The organism is Pyrinomonadaceae bacterium, assembly GCA_036277115.1.
Lineage (GTDB): Bacteria > Acidobacteriota > Blastocatellia > Pyrinomonadales > Pyrinomonadaceae > UBA11740.
The window spans coordinates 651,706-677,495 of the sequence record DASUNM010000027.1; the positions used below are offsets into that span (position 1 = coordinate 651,706).

At 56.8% G+C, this 25,790-nt stretch carries 21 protein-coding genes; 6 read left to right on the forward strand and 15 right to left on the reverse strand.

Features of this window, described 5'->3' with window-relative positions; translation table 11 throughout:
• Positions 1-344 precede the first annotated feature (344 nt).
• Positions 345-2,891, forward strand: coding sequence for a DNA gyrase subunit A (gene gyrA / locus VFX97_19160; protein HEX5705327.1), 2,547 nt, complete (start codon positions 345-347; stop codon positions 2,889-2,891).
• 118 nt (positions 2,892-3,009) lie between these two features.
• Here gyrA and VFX97_19165 read toward each other — a convergent pair whose 3' ends face one another.
• The 3 genes from VFX97_19165 to VFX97_19175 form a co-directional block, all read right to left on the reverse strand.
• Positions 3,010-4,140 carry a hypothetical protein gene (locus VFX97_19165; GenBank protein ID HEX5705328.1) on the reverse strand — a complete coding sequence of 377 codons (1,131 nt, stop codon included), beginning with the start codon at positions 4,138-4,140 and terminating at the stop codon, positions 3,010-3,012.
• A 129-nt stretch (positions 4,141-4,269) separates the two neighbouring features.
• Positions 4,270-4,989 (reverse strand): molybdenum cofactor biosynthesis protein MoaE, encoded by a 720-nt coding sequence (locus VFX97_19170; protein HEX5705329.1) that lies wholly within the window; start codon positions 4,987-4,989, stop codon positions 4,270-4,272.
• Positions 4,990-5,090: 101 nt separating this feature from the next.
• Positions 5,091-5,798, reverse strand: coding sequence for an LON peptidase substrate-binding domain-containing protein (locus VFX97_19175; protein ID HEX5705330.1), 708 nt, complete (start codon positions 5,796-5,798; stop codon positions 5,091-5,093).
• 144 nt (positions 5,799-5,942) lie between these two features.
• On the opposite strand from VFX97_19175, the gene VFX97_19180 reads away from it, so the two are divergent.
• The 4 genes from VFX97_19180 to VFX97_19195 all read left to right on the forward strand — a co-directional run bounded on the left by VFX97_19180 (position 5,943) and on the right by VFX97_19195 (position 13,245).
• Positions 5,943-6,287: a 4a-hydroxytetrahydrobiopterin dehydratase gene (locus tag VFX97_19180; protein HEX5705331.1), complete on the forward strand. Its 345-nt coding sequence runs from the start codon at positions 5,943-5,945 to the stop codon at positions 6,285-6,287.
• Positions 6,288-6,427: 140 nt separating this feature from the next.
• Entirely contained in the window at positions 6,428-7,432 is a 1,005-nt protein-coding gene (locus tag VFX97_19185; protein HEX5705332.1) for a VWA domain-containing protein, read from the forward strand.
• Positions 7,433-8,569: a VWA domain-containing protein gene (locus VFX97_19190; GenBank protein ID HEX5705333.1), complete on the forward strand. Its 1,137-nt coding sequence runs from the start codon at positions 7,433-7,435 to the stop codon at positions 8,567-8,569.
• Positions 8,570-8,706: 137 nt separating this feature from the next.
• Positions 8,707-13,245, forward strand: a complete 4,539-nt coding sequence (locus VFX97_19195) for a PAS domain S-box protein (GenBank protein ID HEX5705334.1) — start codon at positions 8,707-8,709, stop codon at positions 13,243-13,245.
• Between the two features lie 4 nt (positions 13,246-13,249).
• Here the strand turns inward: VFX97_19195 and VFX97_19200 are convergent, their stop codons facing one another.
• The 12 genes from VFX97_19200 to pstS all read right to left on the reverse strand — a co-directional run bounded on the left by VFX97_19200 (position 13,250) and on the right by pstS (position 24,927).
• Positions 13,250-13,843: a hypothetical protein gene (locus VFX97_19200; protein HEX5705335.1), complete on the reverse strand. Its 594-nt coding sequence runs from the start codon at positions 13,841-13,843 to the stop codon at positions 13,250-13,252.
• Between the two features lie 135 nt (positions 13,844-13,978).
• Positions 13,979-14,389 (reverse strand): VOC family protein, encoded by a 411-nt coding sequence (locus VFX97_19205; GenBank protein HEX5705336.1) that lies wholly within the window; start codon positions 14,387-14,389, stop codon positions 13,979-13,981.
• Positions 14,390-14,441: 52 nt separating this feature from the next.
• Positions 14,442-16,022 carry a hypothetical protein gene (locus tag VFX97_19210; GenBank protein HEX5705337.1) on the reverse strand — a complete coding sequence of 527 codons (1,581 nt, stop codon included), beginning with the start codon at positions 16,020-16,022 and terminating at the stop codon, positions 14,442-14,444.
• A 399-nt stretch (positions 16,023-16,421) separates the two neighbouring features.
• Positions 16,422-16,862: a hypothetical protein gene (locus VFX97_19215; protein ID HEX5705338.1), complete on the reverse strand. Its 441-nt coding sequence runs from the start codon at positions 16,860-16,862 to the stop codon at positions 16,422-16,424.
• A gap of 120 nt (positions 16,863-16,982) precedes the next feature.
• Positions 16,983-17,990 carry an alpha/beta hydrolase gene (locus tag VFX97_19220; GenBank protein HEX5705339.1) on the reverse strand — a complete coding sequence of 336 codons (1,008 nt, stop codon included), beginning with the start codon at positions 17,988-17,990 and terminating at the stop codon, positions 16,983-16,985.
• 436 nt (positions 17,991-18,426) lie between these two features.
• Positions 18,427-19,659 (reverse strand): ATP-binding protein, encoded by a 1,233-nt coding sequence (locus VFX97_19225; GenBank protein HEX5705340.1) that lies wholly within the window; start codon positions 19,657-19,659, stop codon positions 18,427-18,429.
• A gap of 4 nt (positions 19,660-19,663) precedes the next feature.
• The gene (locus VFX97_19230) at positions 19,664-20,374 is read right to left on the reverse strand and encodes a response regulator transcription factor (GenBank protein HEX5705341.1); all 711 of its coding nucleotides are present in this window, start codon (positions 20,372-20,374) and stop codon (positions 19,664-19,666) included.
• Between the two features lie 4 nt (positions 20,375-20,378).
• Complete coding sequence (phoU, locus tag VFX97_19235) at positions 20,379-21,056, reverse strand: phosphate signaling complex protein PhoU (protein HEX5705342.1); 678 nt, start codon at positions 21,054-21,056, stop codon at positions 20,379-20,381.
• Between the two features lie 3 nt (positions 21,057-21,059).
• Positions 21,060-21,881 carry a phosphate ABC transporter ATP-binding protein PstB gene (pstB, locus tag VFX97_19240; protein ID HEX5705343.1) on the reverse strand — a complete coding sequence of 274 codons (822 nt, stop codon included), beginning with the start codon at positions 21,879-21,881 and terminating at the stop codon, positions 21,060-21,062.
• Between the two features lie 10 nt (positions 21,882-21,891).
• Positions 21,892-22,731: a phosphate ABC transporter permease PstA gene (gene pstA, locus VFX97_19245; GenBank protein HEX5705344.1), complete on the reverse strand. Its 840-nt coding sequence runs from the start codon at positions 22,729-22,731 to the stop codon at positions 21,892-21,894.
• A gap of 40 nt (positions 22,732-22,771) precedes the next feature.
• Complete coding sequence (pstC, locus tag VFX97_19250) at positions 22,772-23,758, reverse strand: phosphate ABC transporter permease subunit PstC (GenBank protein ID HEX5705345.1); 987 nt, start codon at positions 23,756-23,758, stop codon at positions 22,772-22,774.
• Positions 23,759-23,856: 98 nt separating this feature from the next.
• Positions 23,857-24,927, reverse strand: coding sequence for a phosphate ABC transporter substrate-binding protein PstS (gene pstS, locus VFX97_19255; GenBank protein ID HEX5705346.1), 1,071 nt, complete (start codon positions 24,925-24,927; stop codon positions 23,857-23,859).
• Between the two features lie 163 nt (positions 24,928-25,090).
• Here pstS and VFX97_19260 point away from each other — a divergent pair, with 163 nt between their 5' ends.
• Positions 25,091-25,714 (forward strand): DUF47 family protein, encoded by a 624-nt coding sequence (locus VFX97_19260; GenBank protein ID HEX5705347.1) that lies wholly within the window; start codon positions 25,091-25,093, stop codon positions 25,712-25,714.
• The last annotated feature ends 76 nt before the right edge of the window (positions 25,715-25,790 follow it).

Genomic DNA, 25,790 nt, shown 5'->3' on the forward strand with positions numbered 1-25,790 from the left:
TAGATACGAGCCGGCAACCCGAGCCGAACTCGCTCGCGCAGGCGCCGCGATTCTTGGTCGAATTTGGTGACTTCTTTCGCCAAAATGCTGAGCGCGTTTCGCGCCCCTTAACCAGCCGACAGGAAAGTCGAATTCTTCAATAATTACCGGCCTTTCAGTGCTTTGAAAAGCCCTCGGCTTAGGGTAAAATAACGCTCGCAATTAACCGCATGAATTGCTGCTTCCGCGAAACCCTGACGTCTTCAAAAACTCACACGTTAGTGCCGGAAAAAAAGAGAGCTACTGCGGTGGCGACGGCTGGGTCACGCGCCGCGCCCGCGGATTCTAACGGAAAGGTCTGATGAATGGAAACGCTTGAACGCCACCACATAACGATCGAAGACGAGATGCGCCGGTCCTATCTGGACTATGCGATGTCGGTGATCATTGGCCGCGCCCTGCCGGATGTGCGGGACGGAATGAAGCCCGTCCATCGTCGCGTGCTGTGGGCCATGCACGAGCTCGGCAACGTTTACAACAAGCCATACAAGAAAAGCGCTCGTGTGGTTGGTGACGTCATTGGTAAATATCATCCGCACGGCGACACCGCGGTTTACGACACGATCGTGCGCATGGCGCAGGATTTTTCGATGCGCTATCCGCTCATCGACGGCCAGGGAAACTTTGGCTCAGTCGATGGCGACGCGCCGGCGGCGATGCGTTACACGGAAGTACGCATGGCCAAGTTGACCAACGAAGTGTTGGCCGATATCGAAAAAGAGACAGTTAATTTTCAGCCGAACTATGACGAGAGTTTAAGCGAGCCCACCGTGCTGCCGACGCGGCTTCCCAATCTGTTGCTCAACGGATCAGAAGGGATCGCCGTCGGCATGGCCACCAAGATTCCGCCTCATAATCTCAACGAAGTTGTGGACGCCACGATCGCGGTCCTGAAAGATCCGGAGATCGACATTGAAGACCTGCTCAAGATCGTGAAAGGCCCGGACTTTCCCACAAGCGGCTTTATCTGTGGGCGCGAAGAAATCAAAGAATCATATCGCACCGGTCGCGGCATCCTGCAGATGCGCGCCCGGGCGGCAATCGATCGCATCGGTCGCGGCTCGCAGGAGCGAGACGCTGTGATCATCACTGAGCTTCCATTTCAGGTTAATAAAGCCAAATTGATCGAGCGTATCGCGGAACTGGCAAATGAAAAGAAGCTGGAAGGCATTGCCGAAGTCCGCGACGAATCCGATCGCCACGGCATGCGCATCGTTGTCGAGCTGAAACGCGACGCGGTGCCACAAGTCGTACAAAACAAACTGTTCAAGCTCACGCCGATGCAATCATCGTTCGGCGTCATCTATCTGGCCATCGTTAACGGCCAGCCGCGGGTGCTCAATCTAAAAGCGATTCTGGAGCACTTCATCGACTTTCGTCGCGAAGTGGTGCGCCGTCGCACTGAATACGAGCTGCGCAAAGCCCGCGCACGCGCCCACGTGCTGGAAGGTTTGACCAAAGCGATTGACGCACTCGATTACATCGTGACGTTGATTCGCAACTCGCGGTCGGTTGATGAAGCCAAGCAGTGGCTGACCGGAAACCTGAAAACGACCGGGGAAGTGAAGACGTGGAAAGGCATCCCGTCAAATGAGCCGCCGGCGAAATACCTGCCGAAGCTTAAGAAGGCAATGGAGCGCCTCTCGTTTTCAGAGATTCAGGCGCAGGCGATTTTGGATTTGCAGCTGCGGCGGCTGTCGGGGCTCGAACGTCACAAGATCGTTGAAGAGTACGAATCGATCATCAAGCTGATCGCCGAACTTGAAGAGATTCTGGGCAACGAAAAGTCCCTGCGCCGGGTCATCGTTAACGAGCTGGAAGACGTTAAGAAAGAATTTGGCGATGCGCGCCGCACGGAGATCACTGAAGCCGGCACCGACTACTCGATCGAGGATCTGATTGCCGACGAAGAAGTCGCGATCACAGTCACGAAGAACGGCTACGTTAAGCGCACTCCGATCACGACGTATCAACGTCAGGGCCGTGGCGGCAAAGGCCGCTTCGGAGCGATGGCCAAGAACGAAGACTACGTCGAGCATCTATTCACCGCATCGACGCATGCTTACCTGATGGTCTTCACCGACGACGGTCTGGTTTACAAAATGAAAGTGCACGAAGTTCCGGATGCGGCGGCCGCCTCACGCGGCAAGGCGATCGTGAACCTGATTCAGATTCCGTCGGATCGGAAACTCGCGGGCGTCGTGCCCGTCCGGGAATTCTCAGAAGGCCGCTATGTCCTGATGGTTACGCGCAAGGGCGTGATCAAGAAGACGGCCCTGTCGGATTTTCAGAACATCCGCTCGAACGGCATCATCGCCATCAACATTGACGATAACGATGAGCTGCTCGACGTGGTGCTGACTGACGGCACTAAGCGCATCTTTATCGCGACGAACAACGGCTTCGCGATTCGCTTCGACGAAAAGAACGCGCGGCCCATGGGACGCGCCACTCGCGGCACCCGCGGCATCGATTTGCGGAAAGATGATTTCGTGGTTTCGCTGTGCGCCGTCTCGTCGGATGATTCGGAAAAAATGCTTTCCGTTTCTGAGCAGGGCTATGGCAAGCAAACTCCGATTTCGACCTATCGTTTGCAGTCGCGTGGCGGTAAAGGCGTCATCAACATGAAAACGACCGACAAGACCGGCAAGGTGGTTGCCGTGTTTCCGGTCGACGCTGATTCAGAAATCATGATCATCACGCAGCAGGCGAAACTCATTCGCCTGGAAGCGGGCGCGATTCGCAAGACCGGCCGCAGCGCGCAAGGCGTGCGCCTGATTAAGACCGACGAAGGCGATAAGGTGACCAGCGCTTCACTGGTTGAGGCGGCCGCTGAAGAAGAAGAGGAATAAGCTAAGGCATCAGGAGTTCGCCAAGCCTTCCTGAAAGCGCAGCAGCTCGCACTCAGGGGCAACGCCGTGCGCGCCGCCCTTTGGATCATGAGAGAGAGCCTGAGAACACGCGATGCGCTTACCTAAAGCAGGCCGTCGATATCACGCTCACTGCGCCGGCGGACGCCCCGGGCGAAAGGCGCGTGAGGCCCTGCGTTGAGCTTCTCCACGGGATGATCTTGAGGTCGCCGCTGCCGTCGCGCACCGACGTTTGGAAATTGGCGATAAAAGGTGCGCCAACCAGGGTACTCGTCGTGCAGCCGGAGATCGCGCTAACCGCACCCGCGACTGCTTCACCGGTTCGGGTGAACTGAGTCGGTGTCCGGTTCCAAGTTATTACTTTGAGATTGCCGCCGCCATCGCGCACTGCCGTAGCCAGGCGGGCGTCCACCAAATGGAATGCGGAAATGCGGGTCGCGTCGCCGGCCTGCGTCTCTCCTGTGCGAGTGATGGCGCCGTTTGCGGCAACAGTCCAGCCGATTAGTTTGAGGTTGCCGCCGCCATCGCGCACCGCAGTGACCAGGACATTAAAGCCTTGCGCGATCGCCGAGATTTCACTAACGGCTCCAGCCGACGCCTCTTGCAGCCGAGCTATGACACCGGTTACACCGAGTCTCCAGGTAATGATTTTGAGGTTGCCGCTGCCGTCGCGCACCGCCGTCGCCAGGATCGTCCCCGAGGTTCCAATGAAGGCGCTGGAGATGACGCTCACGGCGCCCGCTTGGCCTTCACCCGGCATTCGGTTAACTACACCCGCTGGCGACACGTTCCAAACGATCACCTTGAGATCGCCGCCGCCATCCCGTACGGCTGTAACGATCCGGTCGCCGGTGGGCACAGAGACTGCTGAGATGCTACTGACTGCGCCAGCCTGGCCGTCCTGAAGACGGGCGATCTGGCCGTTGAAGGGAACGCGCCACGCGATCACCTTGAGATTACCGCCGCCATCGCGCACCGCCGTGACCATCCGGTTGGAAAGGCCAACGCGAACGGCCGAGACCTGGCTTACAGAGCCGGCTGAAGCGCCCGGGCCGTTGAGGCGGACGCCCGCTTCGGTCCAACTGATAAGTTTTAAGTCGCCGCTGCCGTCGCGCACTGCCGTGACCAGTTTGGTCTGCGCGGGAGCTATCCCTGCGAAAAAGCCTAAAACGGTGAAAGCTGCGAAACTGCGTACAAGGTTGAGAACAATAGAAGTGGGTCTTGTGTTCATGTGTGCCTCCTATCAGGTATGTCCACGGGCGCGGAAGCATTTCAAGGAGCACACTGCCAGGAAGCTTTAGGGAAAGGTAGAAATTGAACTGAGTTCAAGATGCGGAGTTGCTCTGCTGAATCACCAAATTTATCCACAAGGGGCGCCTTCGCCTTCCACCCAAACTTCACCATCTGCAAAAACTTCCTTCTTCCAGATGGGGACGGTGCGTTTGAGTTCGCGAATCGCCCAATCGCAGGCTTCGAACGCGGCGCGGCGATGAGGCGCGCTGACGCTGATGACGACACTGGTCTCGCCGATTTCCAGCCGGCCGGTGCGATGCACGATGCCGATGTGCGCGATGTCGAATTTCTCGTGCACTTGCTTGCCCAGACGTTCCATCTCGCTTAAAGCCATCGGTTCATAAGCTTCGTACACGAGGTGAAGCGTGCGGCGGCCTTTCGTCCACTCGCGTGCATAGCCGTCGAGTGTGACCGTGGCGCCGCACTGCGGAAGCACAACTCGACGCGCGACCGCGCCCACATCGATCGGATCCGTGGTTAATTCGAAGAAGTCCGGGGGCGCGGAAGAAGAGGCGGGCAGGATGCTCTCGCTCCCAGAGCTCCCGCCGCTGACTGGCGGAAAGACGGCGAGTTCATCTCCCTCAGAAATCTCACGATCGCTTTGTGCGTATTGCTGATTTACCGCCAACAAGAGCGACTGTCCAAAACGTTGCAGCGAGGGATGCAGGGAAAGCAGTTGCGCGCGCGCTTCGCCGGCGTTGCTCGGCGATTCAAGCTCGACCTCGATCTGCTCCTTTCCGACGGCATCGCGAGCAGCGCCAAAGAAAAGTACCCGAACCTTAATCATTTTTCAGGTGGCACAGACTTCAGTCTGTGAATCCAATTCGAGCAGAAAAATCACAGACTGAAGTCTGTGCCACTAATCACAGACTGAAGTCTGTGCCACGGCTACTCTTCAAGATCGACATGCTTGCCGCCGTGCCCGTTTCCTTTGGCGACCGAATGCAGCCGCGCGCGTTCTTCGTAATTCTTCACGACGCGCGCCAGAAAATCCCGCAGCCGATCGAGCCGCTCAGAGGTTGAGCGCAGCTCAAGCAACTCCTGCTTCGTCTCGGCTTCAAGTTCCATCGCCGCCGCCACGAGAAAAGAGAGTCGCTGCGGTTCTGTGTCTGTGATGTCCGGCAGGTTGCCCCGTTCATCGTTGATGACGCGGATGGAATTCGCCACCCGCATGAACATGGCCGCCACGTCACGCGAACTGGCGAGCACCTTCTGACTGGCTTCTTCTTCATCTTCAAAAAAATTCACGCGCACGACGAGATACGGATCGTCGCGTTCAACGTAATCCTCAACCTGATAACGGATCACTCCGACGGTCAGTACATTCGATCGGCCGTCAGGCAGGTTTTGCGTTTCGGTCACTTCGGCCACGCAACCGATGTGGCCGGCCGGCGGAATGTCCCGGCTGGAAGATGATGCGGCGTCGAAATACGAAAGACCGAACAGATTGTCGCCGGCACGAATGTCCGTGAGCATCCTGCGATAGCGCGGCTCGAAAATGTGGAGCGGCATCGGCATGCCGGGAAACAGCACGACCGGCAGCGGAAACAGCGGCAGCTCGCGCACACCGCGCACTTTGTCCAGGGCCTCACTCATATGAGCTTTCGACAGGTTAGATTAATGACAACAGGAAATCATTATCGCAGACGGAATGACGGAAGTCAGCACGGATTGCAGGCCTTCGAAAGCGATGCGCCAACTGTGATACTGTGAACCTACTTTGAGGAGAAAACGGCAGGCATGAGTGGACTATCAGCGCGCGACTGTGTGCCGTGCCGCGGCGGCGTTCCGCCAATGCAAGGCGAGGAGATTCGCAAGCTGCTTGGGGAGCTGTCAGGGTGGGATGTCGTTGGCGAGCATCACCTGCGCAAAGAATACAGGTTCAAGAACTTTCGCGAGACGCTCGACTTTGTGAATCGGGTGGGCGAACTGGCGGAAGAGCAGGGACATCATCCGGACATCTGCTTTGGCTGGGGCAAGGCTGAGATCACGATCTGGACGCACAAAATCGATGGCCTGACTGAAAGCGACTTCATTCTGGCCGCGAAGATTGATAACTTAAGTAGCGCAGACTCTAGTCTGTGATTTTCTTAGCTCAGTCCTGCGATTTGTAGTGGAAAACACAGACTGAAGTCTGTGGCACTTGCGCGGAGGGCAACTGGCGAACGTCGCACGGGCATCGAAATCCCGGTTGCGATCACCCCAAACCTGGTTCTGAAATAATCATGCACAGATTGTTTGCGAGTCTTTCGATAGTTTTGTTGGGCCTGTCCCTGGCTTTTGTCTCGTCAGCCCAGAACCCCCAAACCCCGCAAAACCGCCCCGCGCCCACGCCGACGCCTGACGACCGGCCCGAGGTCGTAAATGTCCGGCGCGTACGGCTGCCCATTACTGTCCAGGACAAGAAGAAACAGTTTGTTTCCGGCCTGACGCAGAGCGACTTTGTGATTTTGGAAGACAAGATTCCCCAGACAATCGATTCGTTCACCAGTGAAGAGAACAATAATTTGCCGCTTTACGTCGCGGTGCTGATGGATACGTCCCCTTCGACCGCCGCGAAGATGAAGTTTCAACAGGAAGCGGCGATGAACTTTATCCAAACCGTCGTCAGGCCGCGTCGTGATCGCGTGCTGTTTGCGACTTTCGATCATGAAGTGACGCTGCGACAGGATTTCACCGACCGGTTGGAATTGCTGGACAAAGCCGTTTACGCGGTAAAGAAGACCGGCGAGAAGACCTCACTGTGGGACGCCATTTGGCAGTTCTCTGATCAGAAAATGCGCTCAGTGCCGGGCCGGCGCGTGATTGTCGTCATCACCGACGGCACAGATACTTACAGCCGCGCGGATCTCAATGATGCGATCGATATCGCGCAACGCACCGAGACGACGATCTTCGCCATCTCAACCAAGGCCGGCATGCTCAGTACGGTCGTGGGCGTCGAAGCAGGAACCGTAAAGGGCAAGTCTGATAAGGATCTGGATCGGTTGGCTGAAGAGACGGGCGGCACCGCGTTTTTCACCGGGGACATGCTCTCGCTCGAGCGATCACTGACCGCGGTCGCCAAAGAGCTCCGCGCCCAGTACCTAATCACTTACCGTTCGACGAACGACAAGTACGACGGCACCTATCGCCGCGTCGAGGTAAAGCTGACGAACCGCGACGGACTAAAGCTGCGTACGAAGAAGGGCTACAAAGCAGTTGCTGATGCAGTCAGAACAGGTGGCTAAATGAAGTTGTATCGTCTTAACCGCTTATTATTTCTGATCGCAGCGGCGATTTTCGCGATCGCCTTGTGCACGAGCGGGTTGACCGCAGAAAGCGCGAACGACGTTCCTCGCCAACCACCGCCGGCTATTCCATCTGCTCTGCCAAGTCCGACGCCACCTAAGGAAGAGGAAACGATTACTTCAGACGACGTGCTGCGCGTCGAAACCAATTTGACGAACGTCTTCTTCACCGCCGCCGACAAGCACAAACGTTTTATCTCAAATCTCAAACGCGAGGACGTGCGCGTGCTGGAAGACGGCGTCGCGCAGGAGATCTTCACCTTCCAGCAGAGTCTTGAGTTGCCTTTGTCGCTGGCGATCCTGATCGACACCAGCCGCTCGGAAGAGCGCGTGTTGCCGGAATTGAAGTCGGCAGCACAGTTGTTTCTCGAAGCCGTGATGCGCGCCAATAAGGACGAAGCCGCGGTGGTGTCCTTTACCGGCGAACCGACCCTCGAACAAGGGTTGACCGGCAACGTCTCCCGGTTGAGACGCGCCATTGATCGTGTCGAATATGTGCCACCATCAGGTTTGATTGGCGGCGGAGTCGTCGTTGGAGGCACGCCGCCGATTTCCGATACACAGCAAATGCTGGCGGGCTCAACGGCTATTTGGGACGCGGTGTGGACCACTTCGAATGAAATTCTCCGCGATTCAGCCGAACATACCCGGCGTGCGATCATTTTGCTGACCGACGGCCAGGACACTACCAGTCAGGTGCATTTGCGCGACGCGATCGACAGCGCCGTCAAAGTTGACGCGTTGGTCTATGCGATTGGAATCGGCGACCGTTATTCTTACGGGATCGACGAAGGCTCGTTAAAGAAGATCACTGAGGCCACTGGGGGGCGCGCGTATTTTCCGCGTAACGAACGCGAACTTCGCGATGCTTTCGCCCAGATTCAGCGGGATCTGCGCGAACAGTATTTGATTGCATACTCTTCTTCGAACAAGGGTCGCGACGGGGCTTATCGCCGTGTAACCATCGAAATTACCAACCCGGAACTGCAAAGACAGGCACTGAAACTCACCTACCGCCCGGGATATTTCGCCAAATCACCCACGACTGCTTCGCCAAAAAGCTCACAAAGGCCTTAAAGTCCCCCAAATGTCGCTAGTGACAAACTTGTTTTAGCCTTGCTATACTAGTTTGGCCTTGGCCTTTCCGTCCTGGCCTCGCCTCACAGTCCCGATTCATTTCGCGCAATCTCGTCAGTCAACCTGGCCTCGCAGTCATGCCAACACCCCTGGAAAATTGCCCGACCATTCTTGTCGTCAAAGACGATCAGCCGGTGCTTGATCTGCTCGTGGAGCTGCTCGAGGCGGAGGGCTATCAAGTTCTTTCCGCGACCACGGCGAAACGTGCGCTCGAGGTGACGGCCAGTGTGCGCGCGGACCTGATTCTGTGCGATGTGGTCATGCCTGAGATGAATGGCCTGGAACTGTGCCACCGGCTGAAGTCCGATCCGCAGACGTCATCGATACCGGTGATGATGGTTAGCGCTGTCCGCAAGGAGGAAGCAGCACGCCTGGAGGGTTACACGGCGGGCGCGGACGACTACGTCGAGATTCCATTTCGCAATGAAGAGCTGTTAATCAAAGTGGCGCGGCTGATCGAACGACAGCGCGCGCAACAGGCGCTAAAGAAATCGGAAGAAGAATATCGTCTTTTGTTCAAGGGCAATCCTTGTCCGATGTGGTTGTGCGATCAGAAGACGCTGCAGTTCCTGGCCGTCAACGATGCGGCCATTGCGCACTATGGCTACAGCCGCGCAGAGTTTCTGTCGATGACGGCTAAAGACATTCGCCCGTCTGCGGACGTGCCGGCTTTGATTGAGCACGTAACGACCAGCCAGGCACTGCACCAAAGCGCCGGAGTTTGGCAGCACCGCAAGAAAGACGGCACGCTCATCGATGTCGATGTCACCTGGCACCGGGTCGAATTCAGCGGCCATCCTTCGTTTCTCGTGCTCGTAAACGACATCACGGAAAAGAAAAAGTCCGAGACAGCTCTGCGCGAAAGCGAGGAGCGCTATCGCGAAATTTTCGACAACGCGAACGACCTGATTTACACGCACGATCTGCAAGGTAACTTCACTTCACTTAACGAGACGGGCGAACAACTCACCGGTTACTCGACAGCCGAAGCCTTGAGCATGAACTTCGCGCAGGTCGTGGTGGCTGAACAGGTTGATCTTGCGCGCCAGATGTTGGGACAGAAGCTGCGCAGCCATGACGCGGCGACCGTTTATGAACTCGACATCACCTCCAAAGACGGCCGGCGCATGACCCTCGAATTAAGCACGCGGTTGATATATCGCGACGGTAAGGCCGTGGGCGTGCAGGGAATCGGACGTGACGTCACTGAGCGAAAACGCGCCCAGGCGGAACTGATGCGGCGCAACCAGGAACTGGCAACACTCAACGAGATCTCGCACGAACTCAGCAAGCTGGGCGAGCCCACTGAAATTGCGCAGAAGATTCACGCGCTGATCGGCAAGGTGCTCGACAATCGCAATCTGTACGTCGCGTTGTACGACTCACAAAAAGGCGAAGTCTCGTTCCCGGCTTATACGATCGACGGTCAGCCTTATCACGCGCCCACGCGCAAGCTCGGCCTGGGCCTGACTGAGTACGTGATTAACACGAAAGAGCCATTGCACATTTCGCGGGACCTTGAAGGGACGCTGCGGAAACTTGGTTTGCAGTTGAGTGGTCGCAGCGCCCAATGCTGGCTGGCTGTGCCGATGCTTGTGGGTGAGAAAGTCGTCGGCGTAATCACCATCCAGGATTACGAACGGCCCGAGGCCTACGACCAGGAGCACCTCGATCTGCTGCGTACGATCGCTTCGCACGGGGCCATCGTGGTGGAAAATGCGCGACTGTATGCGGAGATGAAGCACCACGCCGATCGCGTCGCGCTGACAAACAGGATTTCACAAGCGGTGCGTTGCACGCTCGACGTTTCGGAAGTTTTTGCCACGGCGGTGCGCGAGTTGGGCAGCCACTTGAGTGTGGATCGCTGCTCGTTGTTCATGAAGGACGCCCGCGCCGGCCGCGGGACAAATGTCGCCGAATTTCATCTCCCGGAGGTCGGCCCGGCAGCGCACGATTTCGATCTGTCGCAGGTGAATGGATTGACTGCAGCCATGGAGAAGTTCGGCGTGTTGGCTTTTGACAACGTCGCCGAAGACGAGCGCATTCGGGATTTGTACGAGCGCATGCTGAAGCAGTTCAACGTCAAATCGATCATGTATGTGGGCGTGACGATCGGCAACGACTTACTCGGCGCCTTTGCGCTCTCAACCACCCGCCAGACGCGGCCGTGGAGTGAAACCGACATTGAAATCGCCAGGTCCGTGGCCGACCAGACCGGCATCGCGATTCGACAGGCGTGGCTGTATGAGAAAGCGGAAGCCACTTCCGCACGGGAAGCGCTGGTCAACAAACTGGGTGGGGCGATTCGTTCATCGCTGAGTCTGCCGGACGTGCGTGAGACAACCGCGCGCGAACTGGGCAAAGCCTTGTCGGCTTCGCGTGTTCAAGTGCGGCTGTGTGACGGAGCGAATCACGAACTATTCGTAAAGACGGAATACACGGCGGATGGCCGCCAAAGCGAAGGCAAGTTCGACGGCTACTACGACGAGTTGCTGCGGGATTACTTCCGCGACTCGACCCAATCCCTCGTCATCCCGAATCTCCAGGAATTTAGCAGTGACAACGCCAAGCTTGCCGATGGCATTGCTTTTCACGCGCGCGAGCAAGGCCTGCAATCAATGCTGGTCTCGCCGCTGACGGTGAACAACAAGTTTCGCGGCGTCATCTGCATCGAACAAACAGACAAGGTCCGTTATTGGAGCGAAGACGAAGTGCTGCTCGTTCAATCTGTGGGCGATGAACTTGCGACCGTCATCGCGCAGGGCGAGCTGTTCCAGGCCATTGCGCGTGCTAAGAACGAATGGGAAACCACATTCGACGCGATGTCTGACGGCGTGTTCATTTTTGATCCCGCCGGTAGATTGATTCGCGTTAACAAGGCGGGCGCTGCGATGGACGCGGAAGCGCCCCAGGCAATCCTGGGACGAAAGTGTTGTGAGATTCTGCGCGCAGATTCCGACGAGCTGGAATGCATCGTCGAACGTTCATTACGTGAGGCGCAAAGCGTCAACCTGGAGATTGTGCCCCACAAATTAAAGCGTCCCGTGCTGGTCACCGTCGAACCCGTTTTCGATTCCGACCAGGAAGTCCTGGCCGCTGTTTGTACCGCGCGCGACCTTTCGGAACTGCGAAATGTCGAGGCCGTCGCCCGCGAACGCCAGTCGCTGTTGAAGAACATTCTGGAGAGCGCGCGCGAAGCCATCTACGCGCTCGACCGCAACGGGAATTACCAGTGGTGTAATACGGCCATGCTCGATCTGACCGGGTGCGAGATGCGTGAGCTGATTGGCTCTTATTTCCTCGAAAACATTCACGAAGCAGATCGCGACATGCGGCGCGCCCGATTCGCAGCCGTGTGGAATGGCGAGCCGCAGAGTTTCGAATCGCGCTACGTTACCAAAGACGGCACGGTTCGACATGCGCTGGTTAACACCGCGCCGATCGTCGTTGACGGAGAGACCACCGGAGTGTTGGGCATCGCGCACGACATTACTGAGCAGAAGCAGGAACGCGAGCGGGCCGGCCGCGCGGACAAATTGCGGGCCCTGGGCCAGCTTGCCTCAGGGGTCGCGCACGACTTCAACAATTCGCTCGCCGCGATCCTGGGACGCGCGCAATTGATTCTGCGGCGCGCGCACGACGAGGAATTGATTCGCAGTCTCGGCGTGATCATGACGGCCGCCGAAGATGCCGCCGCCACGGTCCGCCGTATTCAGACTTTTGCGCGAAAGTCCTCGGACGCTGAAATGGCACTGCTGGATATCAGCAGCCTGCTGCGTGATGCGGTTGAAATCACGCGCACGCGTTGGCAGAACGAAGCACGAGCCGCGGGCCGCATTATCGAGGTCGTAATGAATGCCGACGAACGGTTTTTCACGCGGGGTAACGCGTCTGAGCTGCGTGAAGTGTTCGTAAATCTAATTGTGAATGCAGTCGATGCCATGCCGAACGGCGGCACCCTGACGCTCTGCTGCAAGCGAGATGGCGAGCGCTTAAAACTTCGATTCGCGGACACCGGCCTCGGCATGGAAGAAGAAGTGCGCGAGCGAGTCTTTGAACCCTTTTACACGACGAAGGGTGTGCACGGAACGGGTCTCGGGCTGGCGGTGAGCTACGGAATTATCGAACGTCACTACGGCACGATCAGCGTGTCTTCAAAATTAGGCGAGGGAACGACGTTCCACATCGATCTGCCCTTTGATGAAACTTCCGAACCGAAGGCGCTTTCCGAAAAAGTAAACGCCGTCACCCAGACTTCGTTGTCCGTGCTGGTCATTGACGACGAACAAGTCGTGCGCGAGACACTGGCTGAGATGCTGACGGAGCTTGATCACAAGGTTGTCACCGCCGATTGCGGCCGCGATGCTTTGGAAAAGATGACTCACGACGATTTCGATTTAGTGTTTACGGATCTGGCGATGCCGGAAATGGATGGCTGGGAGACCGCGCGCGCGATTCACAAACACAAGCCTGAACTGCCCGTCGTCTTGGTCACCGGCTATGGAGCGACGGCGCAACCGCCGGGCGGCGAATTGGATCTCGTCGCCGGCATCATCGGCAAGCCTTTCGATTTCGATCAGGTAACCGGCACCATCGCGCGGGTCACGGCGCCTTAATTCATCATCCTTGCTTTTTCAACCCGGCAAAGTTCCCACGAACCCTGAGCGGTTGGTAGGGCCACGCGGCAGTTTTTCCTGAGACAGCGTTCTTGCAGGTGGCGACTTCCAGTTGGAAGCTACCTTCGAGTTGCTCCGAGCCCGGACGTGTGGTGATGTGAAGATAGCCAACGGTCGGGTCTGCCGGTCGACAGTCGAATTTCAACGGTCTGCCCCCGAGTTTTACCGGGAATGCTACGTGTGTTGTTTCCGCGAGCCGTCCAGCGCTGTCGGTCTCGATCAAGAGGTCCCAGCCGCCTTCGGCGCTAAGTTCGATATGATCCGGTGCGATCTTGCCGACTTGCGCGCCAGGACTTGCCTGATCGAACCGAGGTCCACGATCGTAACCCAGGATGACGCCGGGGATCTCCCAGGGTGCGCGGCCGGAATTCAATGCAGGCATCTCGACCTGAACCTCGAAGGCCGGGGCTCCAGTTAATCGCGATGTTTCTGACACGTGCGGGCCGACGGGCTTGTCCCTTTGCAGTCTCAGCGCGACGATACAGGCAAGCAGCAACATCAGCGCGATGATGATCACCGATATTTTCTTGCCACGCATTATCACCCCTGGCTGAGAGCTATCAGCTGCCAGCTGTCAGCTCTGATCCGCCGCTCCGGTCCAAGGATTTGTTAGTCGAAGCTACTTGTTCTCTTGCGATAGCTTTGGTTTGATGCAGTCTTCAGCTAGTGCTGGCTAGTCTCGCGCCATGAACATCCATCGATGTCCTTCTAGATCCTCAACTCGATATCGTCGCGCGGGCGGCCCATCCTCGGGTTCAGACAAAATAACGGCTCCCGCGGCCTTAGCCCGAGCATAGTGCTCATCGACGTCCTCAACATGGACGAGAACACCATCAATGATCCATGGCAGAGCCGACCAAGAGGCGGCAATCTCGCAGTTGCCGCGATGTCGCTTGGGGCCTTCATAGTCCGCCGACGGACTGGCCAACAAGATTAGTCCATCCCCGATCGACATTTCTCCGTGAGAAAGCCTTCCATCGGAAGACGTGAAGCGAGCTGTCTCCGTGAATCCAAACACTTCCGCCAGCCATTCCAGGGCTCTAATGCCGTCCTCGTAGGTCAAAAACGGAACCACGTCTGGCATCTTGTTCTCCTTTCGCCGTGCCACGAAGGTTTCGAACTCCAAACACGCGACATTATGGCGTCTTGGCGGATCTCCGAGGAACTGATGGCACACCAAGTTGCGAGAGACATTGCGCGCGCTCTTCAGCCGAAAGACCCTGCTTCAGCTTGTACTGCGGCAGGCGGATGGCTTCGATGGCCGCGGGATAGAATTGCACGACCTTCTGCGTGTCACCTTCGATCACGGTAAGCTTTGTTAGTCTGGTCGGATCGCCCCAGACAAAGCCACCGCTCACCCATTTCTGTCCATCACGCAACCCAGCTCGGTAAGCATTGCTGTTTGGTACAACCCCCGATATGACACGACTCTTAGCGAATGTCTCGACGTCGAATCCCATATCCCATGGATGATAATTAATGACTTCCGCAATGGCGCACGTGCCAAAGAAATTTTCTGCGGGCAGGAGTTCGCCGCGGTCTATATACTTTTCTATGTCACTGGCTCCTTTTTCGCCCAGGTAAGGGCGCAAGGCATCGGCAATCCTTTTATGAGAGAGGCTGACGTCTCTTGCTTTGGCCGACTTCAGCAGACTGCGCATCACGTCGTCCAATGAACGCTTGTTATTTGTTCTCGAGCGAATGGCGTTATCCCAGTAATGCGCCAGCAGTGCGCCCCGCTTGTAGAAGAGGCGGTCCACTTCATAGCTGGTCTGTCGCTTTCGAACCATTTCTGCCGCGGTGAGCAAACGGATGGGAGAGGTGTAATACTCTTTTGTCAGAGTGTTGTATCCGGCTAAATAATCCTCGAGCGAGATTAAACCGGCACGTAGCAAGATCACGGAAGCGTAGTAGTCAGTGAAGCCTTCGCTGAACCAATACAAACGCTCGTCTTCGACGCCGCCGATTACCTCGAAGTCGCCGAGTCGCTGAGGATTCCAGGCGTGGAATAGCTCGTGCGCAAGCGTGCGCCGGTGTTCGGACAGGGTAGTCAAATCCTTAGACAGATAGAGAGAGAAACTGTTGGTTCTGCCTTCCCCCGCGTGGATACGTACCGACTCATCTGTCGGCAACAAAACCACATAGTAATGAGGAAAATCATGGGAGCTCCACAAGTCTCGTGTGAATTGCATAAGCTGCTCGACGGTATCGTTGAACTCCTCGTCAGAAAAACCAAAGCTGCCGCGGGTGACTGCGTAGACAGGTTGCCTGTTCACCATAAACCGTTTGATCCGGTACTCGCCGGCCAGGAACGTACCACGGCGGAAGTCATTCAGAGTGACGTTAACCTTTTGTCGCGGCTGGCCTGCTCCGAAACTGTTGATGAGCGCCCAGCCTTCAGGGATATTCTTCCAGTGAAGGCTTAGTCGTAATGGAGTACTCTCAGGCATGTCCGGGTAGACCCACAACGCCTGGCCCATTACGTAGAAGTAGCGGGGACGCAAGACCGGATGATGGTATACAGCTCTCGTCAGCGGTGTGCCGGGCGGCTGGCTTACGACCTCATAAGTCAGCGAAACGCGCTGGTTGGGGCGGTGGTGCACAGTTTTGATGTGTGGTTCCTTAGTGTCCTCAACCCTGGTATCTGCGGACAACGGTTTTATGTCTCTGATTCCTTTGTAAAGCTCAACTCCTTTCGCCCACTCTAAAGGCAACAAGAGCCGGGTCGTCCCGGACGAATCGCCCCGAAAAGCCAAACTAATGCGGAGCCGCGAACTCTCCCCCTGGATGATCGGTTCGACGACGTAGCTGAGTTCACGGATCGGGAGTCGTTCCCTCACTGGTTGGGCCGTGAGCTGAGTCAGGCAAAGCAGAAAGATGCAAAGCAGCAAACCTGGTCTGCGTGCTGCCGGCGGAAGGACTGCATGGTTGGTTCGAGACATATGGCACCCCCGGGCGCCGATCTTAAAGGATGAAGGATGAAGCCGGAAGGATGAAAGCGAAACGTCTTCAAGACTCGTCTTACTTCGTTTCATCTCTCATCCTTCCGCCTTCATCCTTTCTTTCCGCCGCGCGCGTCCAACGAGTTGATCGGCGGCGTCGCACAGCGCCTGCGATTACGACTCGGGCGACGCTCCCGGGGGCGGCCACGCGCCGATCCGCTGCCGCAACGCAACGATTTTGCCAAGATGATATGCGTTATGTACCGCCACACTGTTCAACTCGTCGGCCAGTGTCACGCCCGGCTCGACCTCGATCGCCAACCGCTCAGGCGTCTGCCCCAGGGCTGCCGCAGCGCGAGCGCCCTCCAGGAACACTCGCACCAGGTCGTCCCATTCGTGCTCGTGTTCCGGCGCCGCGCTCGGGTAAAAGTCGCCGACCGGGTGGCCCGGCGCGATGACACTCTGCTGGTACCCTACAACGTGCCACAGCTCCTCGTAGATCGAGTGCGACGCGCCGTCTGGGCATAGCGTGACTTGCTCGAGCGTTAGCTCGGACAGCAGGTGGGCTCGCTCGGGGAACTCGCCGACCAGAAAGAGATGTTCCAGGTTATGCACCACCTCGCTCCTTTTCCCGTGATGTTCGTCATTGTGAAACGGTAGCGCCGCACAAGGTCAGAGTTGACCGGGCGGCGCGATCTTAAAGGATGAAGGATGAAGGCGGAAGGATGACAGCACTCATCCCTTAGAAGTTTGAAATTTCTTTGCTTCAGTCGGAAAATCGCCTTTCAAAAAAGTTTCGACTGCTTTGAAAAATATCTCCGGCTGTTCGAATTGGGGCATATGTCCCGATCTTTCGATCAGGAACAATCGTGCGTTGGGGAGCGCACGCGCCCACGCTTCCGATGACTTGACCGGAATCACGTCCGCCGTGCCGTGAATTACTAAAGCCGGAGCCTTCACCACACCAAGTGATGGTAACAAGTTGTAATTACCGAGCTCTTGCCAGATTTGAGCCGTGACAAATCGCTGCCTTCTGACAGACTCTATCGGGCCCGAACACACATCGCCTTTGATTACCTTTATACTTTCGAGGTTGAAACCATACACGGATAAAATCATTCGATACATTTCATTGCAGACGGCTCGCGGGTCCGATGCTTTCAGCCAATAGTCCCAACGGGCTATCACGGCGAGACGCTTCAACTGCTCGTCAGTGTAATGTCGTTTCAGTCGCCGCTGAACTTCAGCATCCATTTCAGACAATAAGGCTTTTGTCGGCGAACCCGGACTGTGAAAAACCAATCGCTCCACGCGATCGGGATGCGCGGCGGCGTAGTAACCGATCAGGATCCCGCCCCACGAATTTCCGAGAAGCGTCATTTTGTCCAGTTTGAAGTGCACTCTCACCGCTTCCAAATCTTGAACGTGTTTGGTAATTGAGAGCTTCTTGTCGTCTTCGTCCATTAAATCGGAACGTCCGTTGCCACGTTGGTCGTAATAGATCACGCGGCGATTTTTCGCCAGCGGCTCAAGGTCGGGCAGAATGGAAGTTAAAGAATTGCCGGGTCCGCCGTGGACGGCGACCAAAGTTTCAGCCCCGCTTCCGACGACTTTGTAAAACAAACGGACGCCGTCCGGTGTGGTGATGAAACCTTCGTCCGGCGACTTTTGCGCCAGACAGTTACTGGATGCTTGCCACAGAAAAACAAACAGAAAGAGTGTAGATACAAACCATTTTTTCAATGTCTAAACCTCCCAGGATAAAAACACCAAACGCGGCGATCTTAAAGGATGAAGGATGGAGGCGGAAAGCGAAACTGATCAAGGCTCGTCCTACTTCATTTCATCCGTCATCCTTCCGCCTTCATCCTTTCTTTCCGCCGTTCAGGTCCAACGAGTTGTTTGAGCGCCCCTGATTGTAACGCGCTACCGTTTGTCGTTAAGGGAGACGCGGGAACGCGGCGTGTCAGAACCCGGAGCGCTAGCGATGGGATCATCACGCAAGCTGAGTCTTGATCGGGTCGCTACCGCTCGCCGTTCTGACACAGCGATGCGCGCGAACCAAGTATTATGCCCAACGTTGGGCATAAGCATGTCGGAGCGGATTATACCTTGTCTATTGGACTGAGTACGCTTTTCCTCGACGATTCAGCAGTGCGCGAGGGAGCTTACTCGGCCGCTAGGGAGTCACGGGTGGTCGGGGCAGCTCGATAGTGAACTGGGTTCCTTCACCAATGTTTGAAGTGACGCTGACTTCGCCGCCGTGTGCTTTCGCTAAATGCTTCACGATTGCCAGGCCGAGTCCGGTGCCGCCTAAATCCCGTGAACGCGCACGGTCAACGCGATAGAAACGTTCGAATAACCGATCCAGGTGTTGCGGCGAGATTCCTTCGCCCGTATCCGTCACGGAAATTCGATCACTGCCATTTCGCTCATGCTCGATGGTGACAGTGCCGCCTTCGCGATTGAATTTGATCGCGTTATCGATGAGGTTCGTAAGCATCTGCACCAGACGATGAGGATCGGCAGTGACCTGTGCATTCGTCGGCACAAGATTACGCAGCGCGACAGATCGCTCGGCGGCAGCCATCGCGAGCGTGCTCATTACGTCATCGACCAGTGATTTGAGCTGCACGGTCTCCAGGTTGACGCTCACGCTGCCGCCCTCGATCGCGCCTAGTTCCAACAGATCGTGAATCAGGCGCTCCATTCGCGTGGCGTTCTTTTGAATGATCGAGAGAAAGCGCCGGCTGTTCTCGGCATTCTCGACCGCGCCGGCTTCCAGCGTTTCCGCCGAGGCCAAAATCGAAGTGAGGGGCGTGCGCAATTCGTGCGAGACATTGGTAAGAAACTCCTGCCGCACAATTTCCAGGCGATCCAGCCGTGTGACATCGAAAAGCACGCCGACAGCACCGGCGATGCTGCCGTTGCCGCTCGTGTGAAAAGGAACCACGCGCAGATCAAACACGCGGCGGCCGCTGTCATAGGTTTCGACTTTGACTCCTTCGCGATGCTGGCCTTTGAGCGCATCGAGGAAGGCATCGTAGATGGCCGGGTTGCGGGTCAGTTCCGTGAGCCGCCGGGCTTCGATTGGCTCCGTCTCAGAAAGCACGTCACGCGCGGCTTTGTTTGAAGCCACCACGCGCATGTCCGTGTCGATCACCAGCAGCCCTTCGCGCATTTCGTCGAGCGCGACATCAAGCAGTTTGGGCGCGAGCTCCGCGGCGCTTTCACTCGATTCACGTCTTAAGTTATGTGAGTGCGAATCGCCCCGCGTGGCGAGGCCGATCAAAGCGGCGATGACAAGCGTCAGGCCCGCAACCGTGACCCAGAGAGGCAAAGCAAAAACGACCGCGCCGAGTAACAACGCCGCGGCGATCGCCGCCAAAATCAGAACCGGCCATCGCGTCATCGAATTATCCTGGAGGCATTGGTGAACTCTGGGCACAACCGACAAACCGGTAGCCGACACCGACGACCGTCTCGATACAATCACCGCAGCCACCGAGTTTTTGTCTGAGGCGTCGGATGTGGACGTCCAGAGTGCGCGCATCGCCGTAGTAACTGTAACCCCAAACCTGATCAAGCAGTTGCTGGCGGGTAACTACGCGGCTGCGCTTCTTGGCGAGTGCGCATAGCAACGAGAACTCTTTGTTCGTAAGCTTGATCACGACCTGATCGCACGAGGCCCGCACGTCGTCAAAATCGATCATCAGCCTTCCGTCATCGTAAATCTCTGCCGGGCCCTCATCCGCGCGTCGCAGCACGGCCCGCACGCGCGCTAAAAGCTCCCGGACGGAAAATGGCTTGGCGATGTAGTCATCGGCGCCGAGATCGAGACCGGCGATGCGATCAGTCTCAGACGCCTTCGCCGTCAGCATGATAATCGGCGTACGGCGCGTCTGATCCTCGCGGCGCAGACGACGGCATAGATCCATGCCGTTCATTCCGGGCAGCATCAGATCGAGGATGATCACGGAAGGTGCGCTGTGCGGATCAAGCGCGAGTGAAAGGCCTTCTTCGCCCGTCACTGCTATTCGCGTGGCAAAACCTTCGGAGGCAAGGTTGTAACGAACAGTCTCGGCGATGTCCGGGTCGTCTTCAATAATTAGAGCCCGTTTTGACATTGGTTCAAGCGGTTTCCAGCTTGTCGCGTTGGTGTTTGATGATGGCGGCCTCGGCCATGTAAACCGTCAGCTCGCTGATGTCGGTTACATAATCGCCGATTCGTTCCAGGTGCTTTGCCACCAGCAACAGTCGCGCGCTGCGCGTGGCGGTATTGGGCGAGGTCACCATCATCCCGATGAGTTCGCTAAAGATCTCGTTGTAGAGATTGTTGATCTCGGCATCTCGCAGAATGATCTCGCGCGCAGCCGCGGCGTCGGATTTCGTGAACGCGTCGAGGGCCGCGGCCAACATTGATGAAGCAATCTCGCCCATCCGCGTGAGGCGCTCAGCGTTCTTAATTTCCGGCTCATCGGCTAAATCGATTGCCGTGCGGGCAATGTTACAGGCGTGGTCGGCGATACGCTCGAGCAACGGCGCGATCTTCGTCACCGACATCACGAACCTGAGGTCGCGCGCGGCGGGTTGGCGCAGCACGAAAATGTCGATGCACTGCCGATCGACTTCGACTTCCAGCTCATCGACGACATCGTCATGCGCCAACACTTCGCGGGCCGCGGCTGGATTACGTTCAGAAAGCGCGTGCATCGCGCGCCGTAGAGCGGCCTCAGATTCGCCGCCCAGCCGCAGCATCGTGTCGCGCAGTCTTTCCAGTTCCTCGTCGAGATGTCTGTGAACTTTCATTCTTTAACCAAAGCGTCCGGTGATGTAATCCTCGGTAGTTTTTTCATCGGGGTTGGTGAACATCTTTTCTGTCGTATTCAACTCAATCAGCTTGCCGAGCAGGAAGAAGGCGGTGAAATCCGATACGCGCGCCGCCTGCTGCATGTTGTGCGTGACGATGGCGATTGTGTATTGCTTCTTCAAAACGAAAATCAGCTCTTCGATCTTTGAAGTGGCGATCGGATCAAGGGCTGAGGCCGGCTCGTCCATCAGGATCACTTCCGGCCGAATCGCCAGCGCCCGCGCGATACAAAGCCGCTGCTGCTGGCCTCCGGAAAGACCGAGTGCCGACGACTTTAGACGATCCTTCACTTCCGACCAAAGCGCCGCGTCCGTCAATGCTTGTTCGACGCGTTCTTCCAATTGTCTGCGGCTCGGCGTCAAACGGTTAATGCGTAAGCCATAGGCGACATTGTCGAAAATCGACTTCGGAAACGGATTTGATTTCTGAAACACCATGCCGACCTTGCGGCGCAGGTCAACCACGTCGGCGCCGGGCGCATAGATATTCTCGCCATCGATCAGGACCTCACCGTCGACGCGCGTGCCCGGAATGACATCGTTCATGCGATTCAATGTGCGCAGGAAAGTTGTCTTGCCACAGCCTGAGGGACCGATGAACGCGGTTACCATTCGTTCCGGCAAATCCATCGAAATGTTATGGAGCGCCTGGTTGCGGCCGTAATGGAAATTCAGATCCTTGACGACGATTTTCGGCGCGGAAGGCGCAGAAGCGGCGGGGTTCCGAATGTCGAATTGAGGCGTGGTCATGAGTGTTGCTGCCAAAATGCCTGTCCTAAAACTTCTTGCGCGTGAAAAACCTCACGGTGATGTTGATGACCAGAATCAGGGTCATCAGAACGAGCGTCGCCGCCCATGCCTGCGCGTGCCATTCGTCGTATGGTGAAATGGCGTAGTTGTAAATCTGGACGGTCAAAGACGCGATTGGTTCATCAAGCCCGCTGGGGAAGAATCGGCTGCCAAACGCGGTGAACAAAAGCGGCGCTGTCTCTCCTGAGATGCGCGCGATCGCCAGCATTGCGCCGGTGGCGATTCCAGACGCCGCGGCTGGAATCACGATGCCCATGGTGACGCGCCATTGTGGCGCGCCCAGCGCCAGAGCGCCCTCGCGCAAACTGTGCGGGACTAATCTAATCATTTCTTCCGTGGTGCGCGCGACGATCGGAATCATGATCATGGCGAGCGCGATGCCGCCCGCATACGCTGAAAAGTGTTTGGCGCGCAGGACGATGACGGCATAGACGAAAACGCCGGTAACAATCGACGGAATACCAGTGAGCGTATCAACGAAAAATCGCACCACTGACGAAAACCAGCCGCGGCCAACTTCAGACAGGTAAACACCCGTCGCAATCCCGAGTGGGATACCGGCCAGGCACGCCAGCGATAACAAAACAGCCGAACCTACAATCGCGTTGCCGATGCCGCCGCCTTCGCCGACGGGTTTCGGTGATTCGACAAGAAACGCAAGCGTCAGAGAACTGACTCCGCGCCGCGCGATGTACCAAAGAATGATCGCGAGCACGCCCACAGCGAGAATCGTGCACAACGACGTCAGTCCGGTCATTATCGCGCTGGCCGTGCGACGTGTTCTATCGGATCGCGAAAGTCTCATCGTGTCACATCGGGCGGGCTACCGCCCGCCCGTTTCAAACCTATGCCGCCAACCCCGCTCCCGCGTTCGCTCTCGTTACGCGCCACACCAGCACACGTGCGACCGCGTTAACCACAAACGTTACGAGAAACAGAATTAATCCGAGCTCAATTAAAGAACTCAAGTAAATATCCGCTGTTGCTTCCGTGAACTCGTTGGCGATGACTGACGCCAACGTGTACGAAGGATGAAATAGCGAGAAACTTATCTCTGGCCGATTGCCGATGACCATCGTGACGGCCATCGTCTCGCCAATGGCGCGGCCCAGGCCGAGGATGATCGCGCCCGCGATTCCCGGCGCGCCGTTAACCAAAACCACCTGCGTCGTTTCCCATTTCGTCGCGCCCAGCGCCAGGGCCGCTTCGCGCTGCGTATTGGGAACTGCGGCAAGCACATCGCGCACCACCGCCGAAATGATTGGCGTGATCATGATCGCGAGAATGACTCCGCCGGTCAGCAATCCGATTCCGGTAATCGGCCCGCGAAACAGCGGCACCGATCCAAACCACCGCTCGAGTGGCGGCTCGACATATACGCGCAGAAACGGCGCGAGCACGAAGATCCCCCAAAGCCCGTAAACAACTGAAGGGATGGCCGCCAGCAGTTCAACCAGAAATGTCACCGGCCGGGCGAGTATCGGTGGGGCTTGCTCGACCAGAAAGATCGCCACGCCCAGTGACAAGGGCACGCTAATCACGAGCGCTATCAGCGAAGAGGCCAGCGTTCCGTAGATGAAAGGCAGCGCGCCGAATATTTGCTGCGGAGGATTCCAATCGCGGCCGGTTAAGAAGCCAAGCCCGAATTGCCGCATGGAAAGCGTGGAATGCGACGCGAGCGCCAGGATCATCCCAACGACGATTACCAACACCAACGCCGCCACCGCCAACATGAGCAGCCGAAAGATACTGTCGCCGACGTTGCCGGTCGGCGACAGCGCTTTGCGCACCAGCTTGCTTAAAGGCGGGCGTCGCCCGCTGACCTGTTCCATATCGTGTGACGGCGGGCGATGCCCGCCTCTAAATAGGACATATAGGTCCCATACGACCTATGAGATCCATACGCCCCATAAACGATTCAGAGTCTGATCTACCGCAGCGGCTTTCCGCCCGCGGTAATCGAATTAATCTTCACCTCGACACGTTTCACAATTTCGGCGGGCAAAGGTGCGTAGAGAAGTTCCTTCGCAAAGTTCTCGCCGTCGTGAACTCCCCACCACAGAAAATCGACCAGAACTTTTCCTTTGGTCGCGTCCTTCTGCTCCTGATACACGAGGATGTACGTGTAGCTGGAAATCGGATAGGCGGTCGCCCCTTCAGCGTCGGTGATCGAAACCCGTAAGTCGTCCGGCGTTTGCGCGACTGTGCCGGCGGCGGCCGACGTCACTGCGTCGATGCTGGGTTCGACAAAGTTGCCGGACTTGTTCTTGATTAGCGCCACCGGCAGCTTGTTCTGCACCGCATAGGCCAACTCCACGTAGCCGATTGTGTTCGGCGTTTGCTTAACCTGGCCCGTCACGCCTTCGTTGCCCTTCGCGCCGATGCCGCCGATCCATTTTGGAGATTTGTTAGCGCCGACTTTGCCTTTCCACTCGGCGCTGACTTTCGAAAGATAATCCGTGAAGACGAACGAAGTGCCGCTGCCGTCTGACCGGTGCACGGTGGAAATGTCAGCCGCCGGCAAATTTAGATCAGCGTTGTCGGCCTTGATCCGCGCGTCGTTCCATTTGGTGATCTTGCCAAGGAAGATGTCGGCGATGACGTCGGGCGAGAACCGCAGCGGCTTTGTCGCTTCCGCCAGGTTGTAGGTCAACACCACGGCGCCCAGCACGGTGGGAATGTGGACGACGGGCCCGGGCGCGCCCTTTATTTCTTCTTCGACCATCGGCGCGTCCGAGGCCCCAAAATCCACCGTCTGCGCCTGAAGCTGTTTGATGCCGCCGCCGGATCCGATCGATTGGTAATCGATCTTCACGTTCGTATGCAGCTTGCCGTATTCGCTAATCCATTTTTGGTAGAGCGGATTCGGAAAAGTTGCGCCCGCGCCTTGCAGCTTAAGGTCGCCCCCGCCGCCCCCGCCGTTGCAAGCGACACCAGTCAAAGCAATCGCCGCGACTAGTACGAACACCAGACCGCGCAGTAATTGGCCAGAGAGAAACATTGAGACCTCCTGCGAATCAGTTACGGAAGGCTCGATTTTGGAGAGTTGGTGTTACATCCGACTTAACTGGACGTGAATTCGAGGTGAACAATCAGGCTTGGACAATGCGGAAAGCCTCAGCTATAGTCCGAATTTCAATTCCACAGACGAGGGTCAAAACTGGATGGGACTCCTAAATCTCCTTCCGAGAGAAGAGCAGTATTTCGACCTTTTCAAGCAGATGACGCTGTACATCGTGGATGCGGCGCGCGAGCTCAAGCAGATGCTTGCGGACAAGCAGCCCAGCTTCAACGAATATTCACAGCGCATCAAGCGGCTCGAGCATGCCTGCGACGAGCTGACGCACACCATCTCAACCAAGCTGAACAAGTCTTTCATTACCCCATTCGATCGTGAAGACATTTATCTGATGTCCAGCGCGCTGGACGACATCGTTGACCTGATCGACGATGCCGCGCGCGCGATCATCATTTTCGATGTCACGGAAATTCGCGACTACGCACACGACTTTGCCGGCGTGCTGGAAAAAATGACCGAACAGCTTCGCGAGATCGTTGCGACGCTGGAAAAGCCCAAGAACATTACGCAACGTTTGGTAGAGGTCCACCGGCTTGAGAATGACGGCGACGATATTTATCACGCCGCCATCGCTGAGCTGTTTCACGAGGAAAAAGATCCGCTAACGGTTTTAAAGTGGAAAGAGATCTACGAAAAGATGGAAGCCGCCATCGATCGTTGTGAGAACGTCGCCAACATCATCGAAAGCGTAATTATCAAGCATACGTAAAGAAAACAGTGATGAGTAATGAGTGATGGGTGATGAGCGAACGCTCATATTCATTCAGCCAACTCATTACTCATCA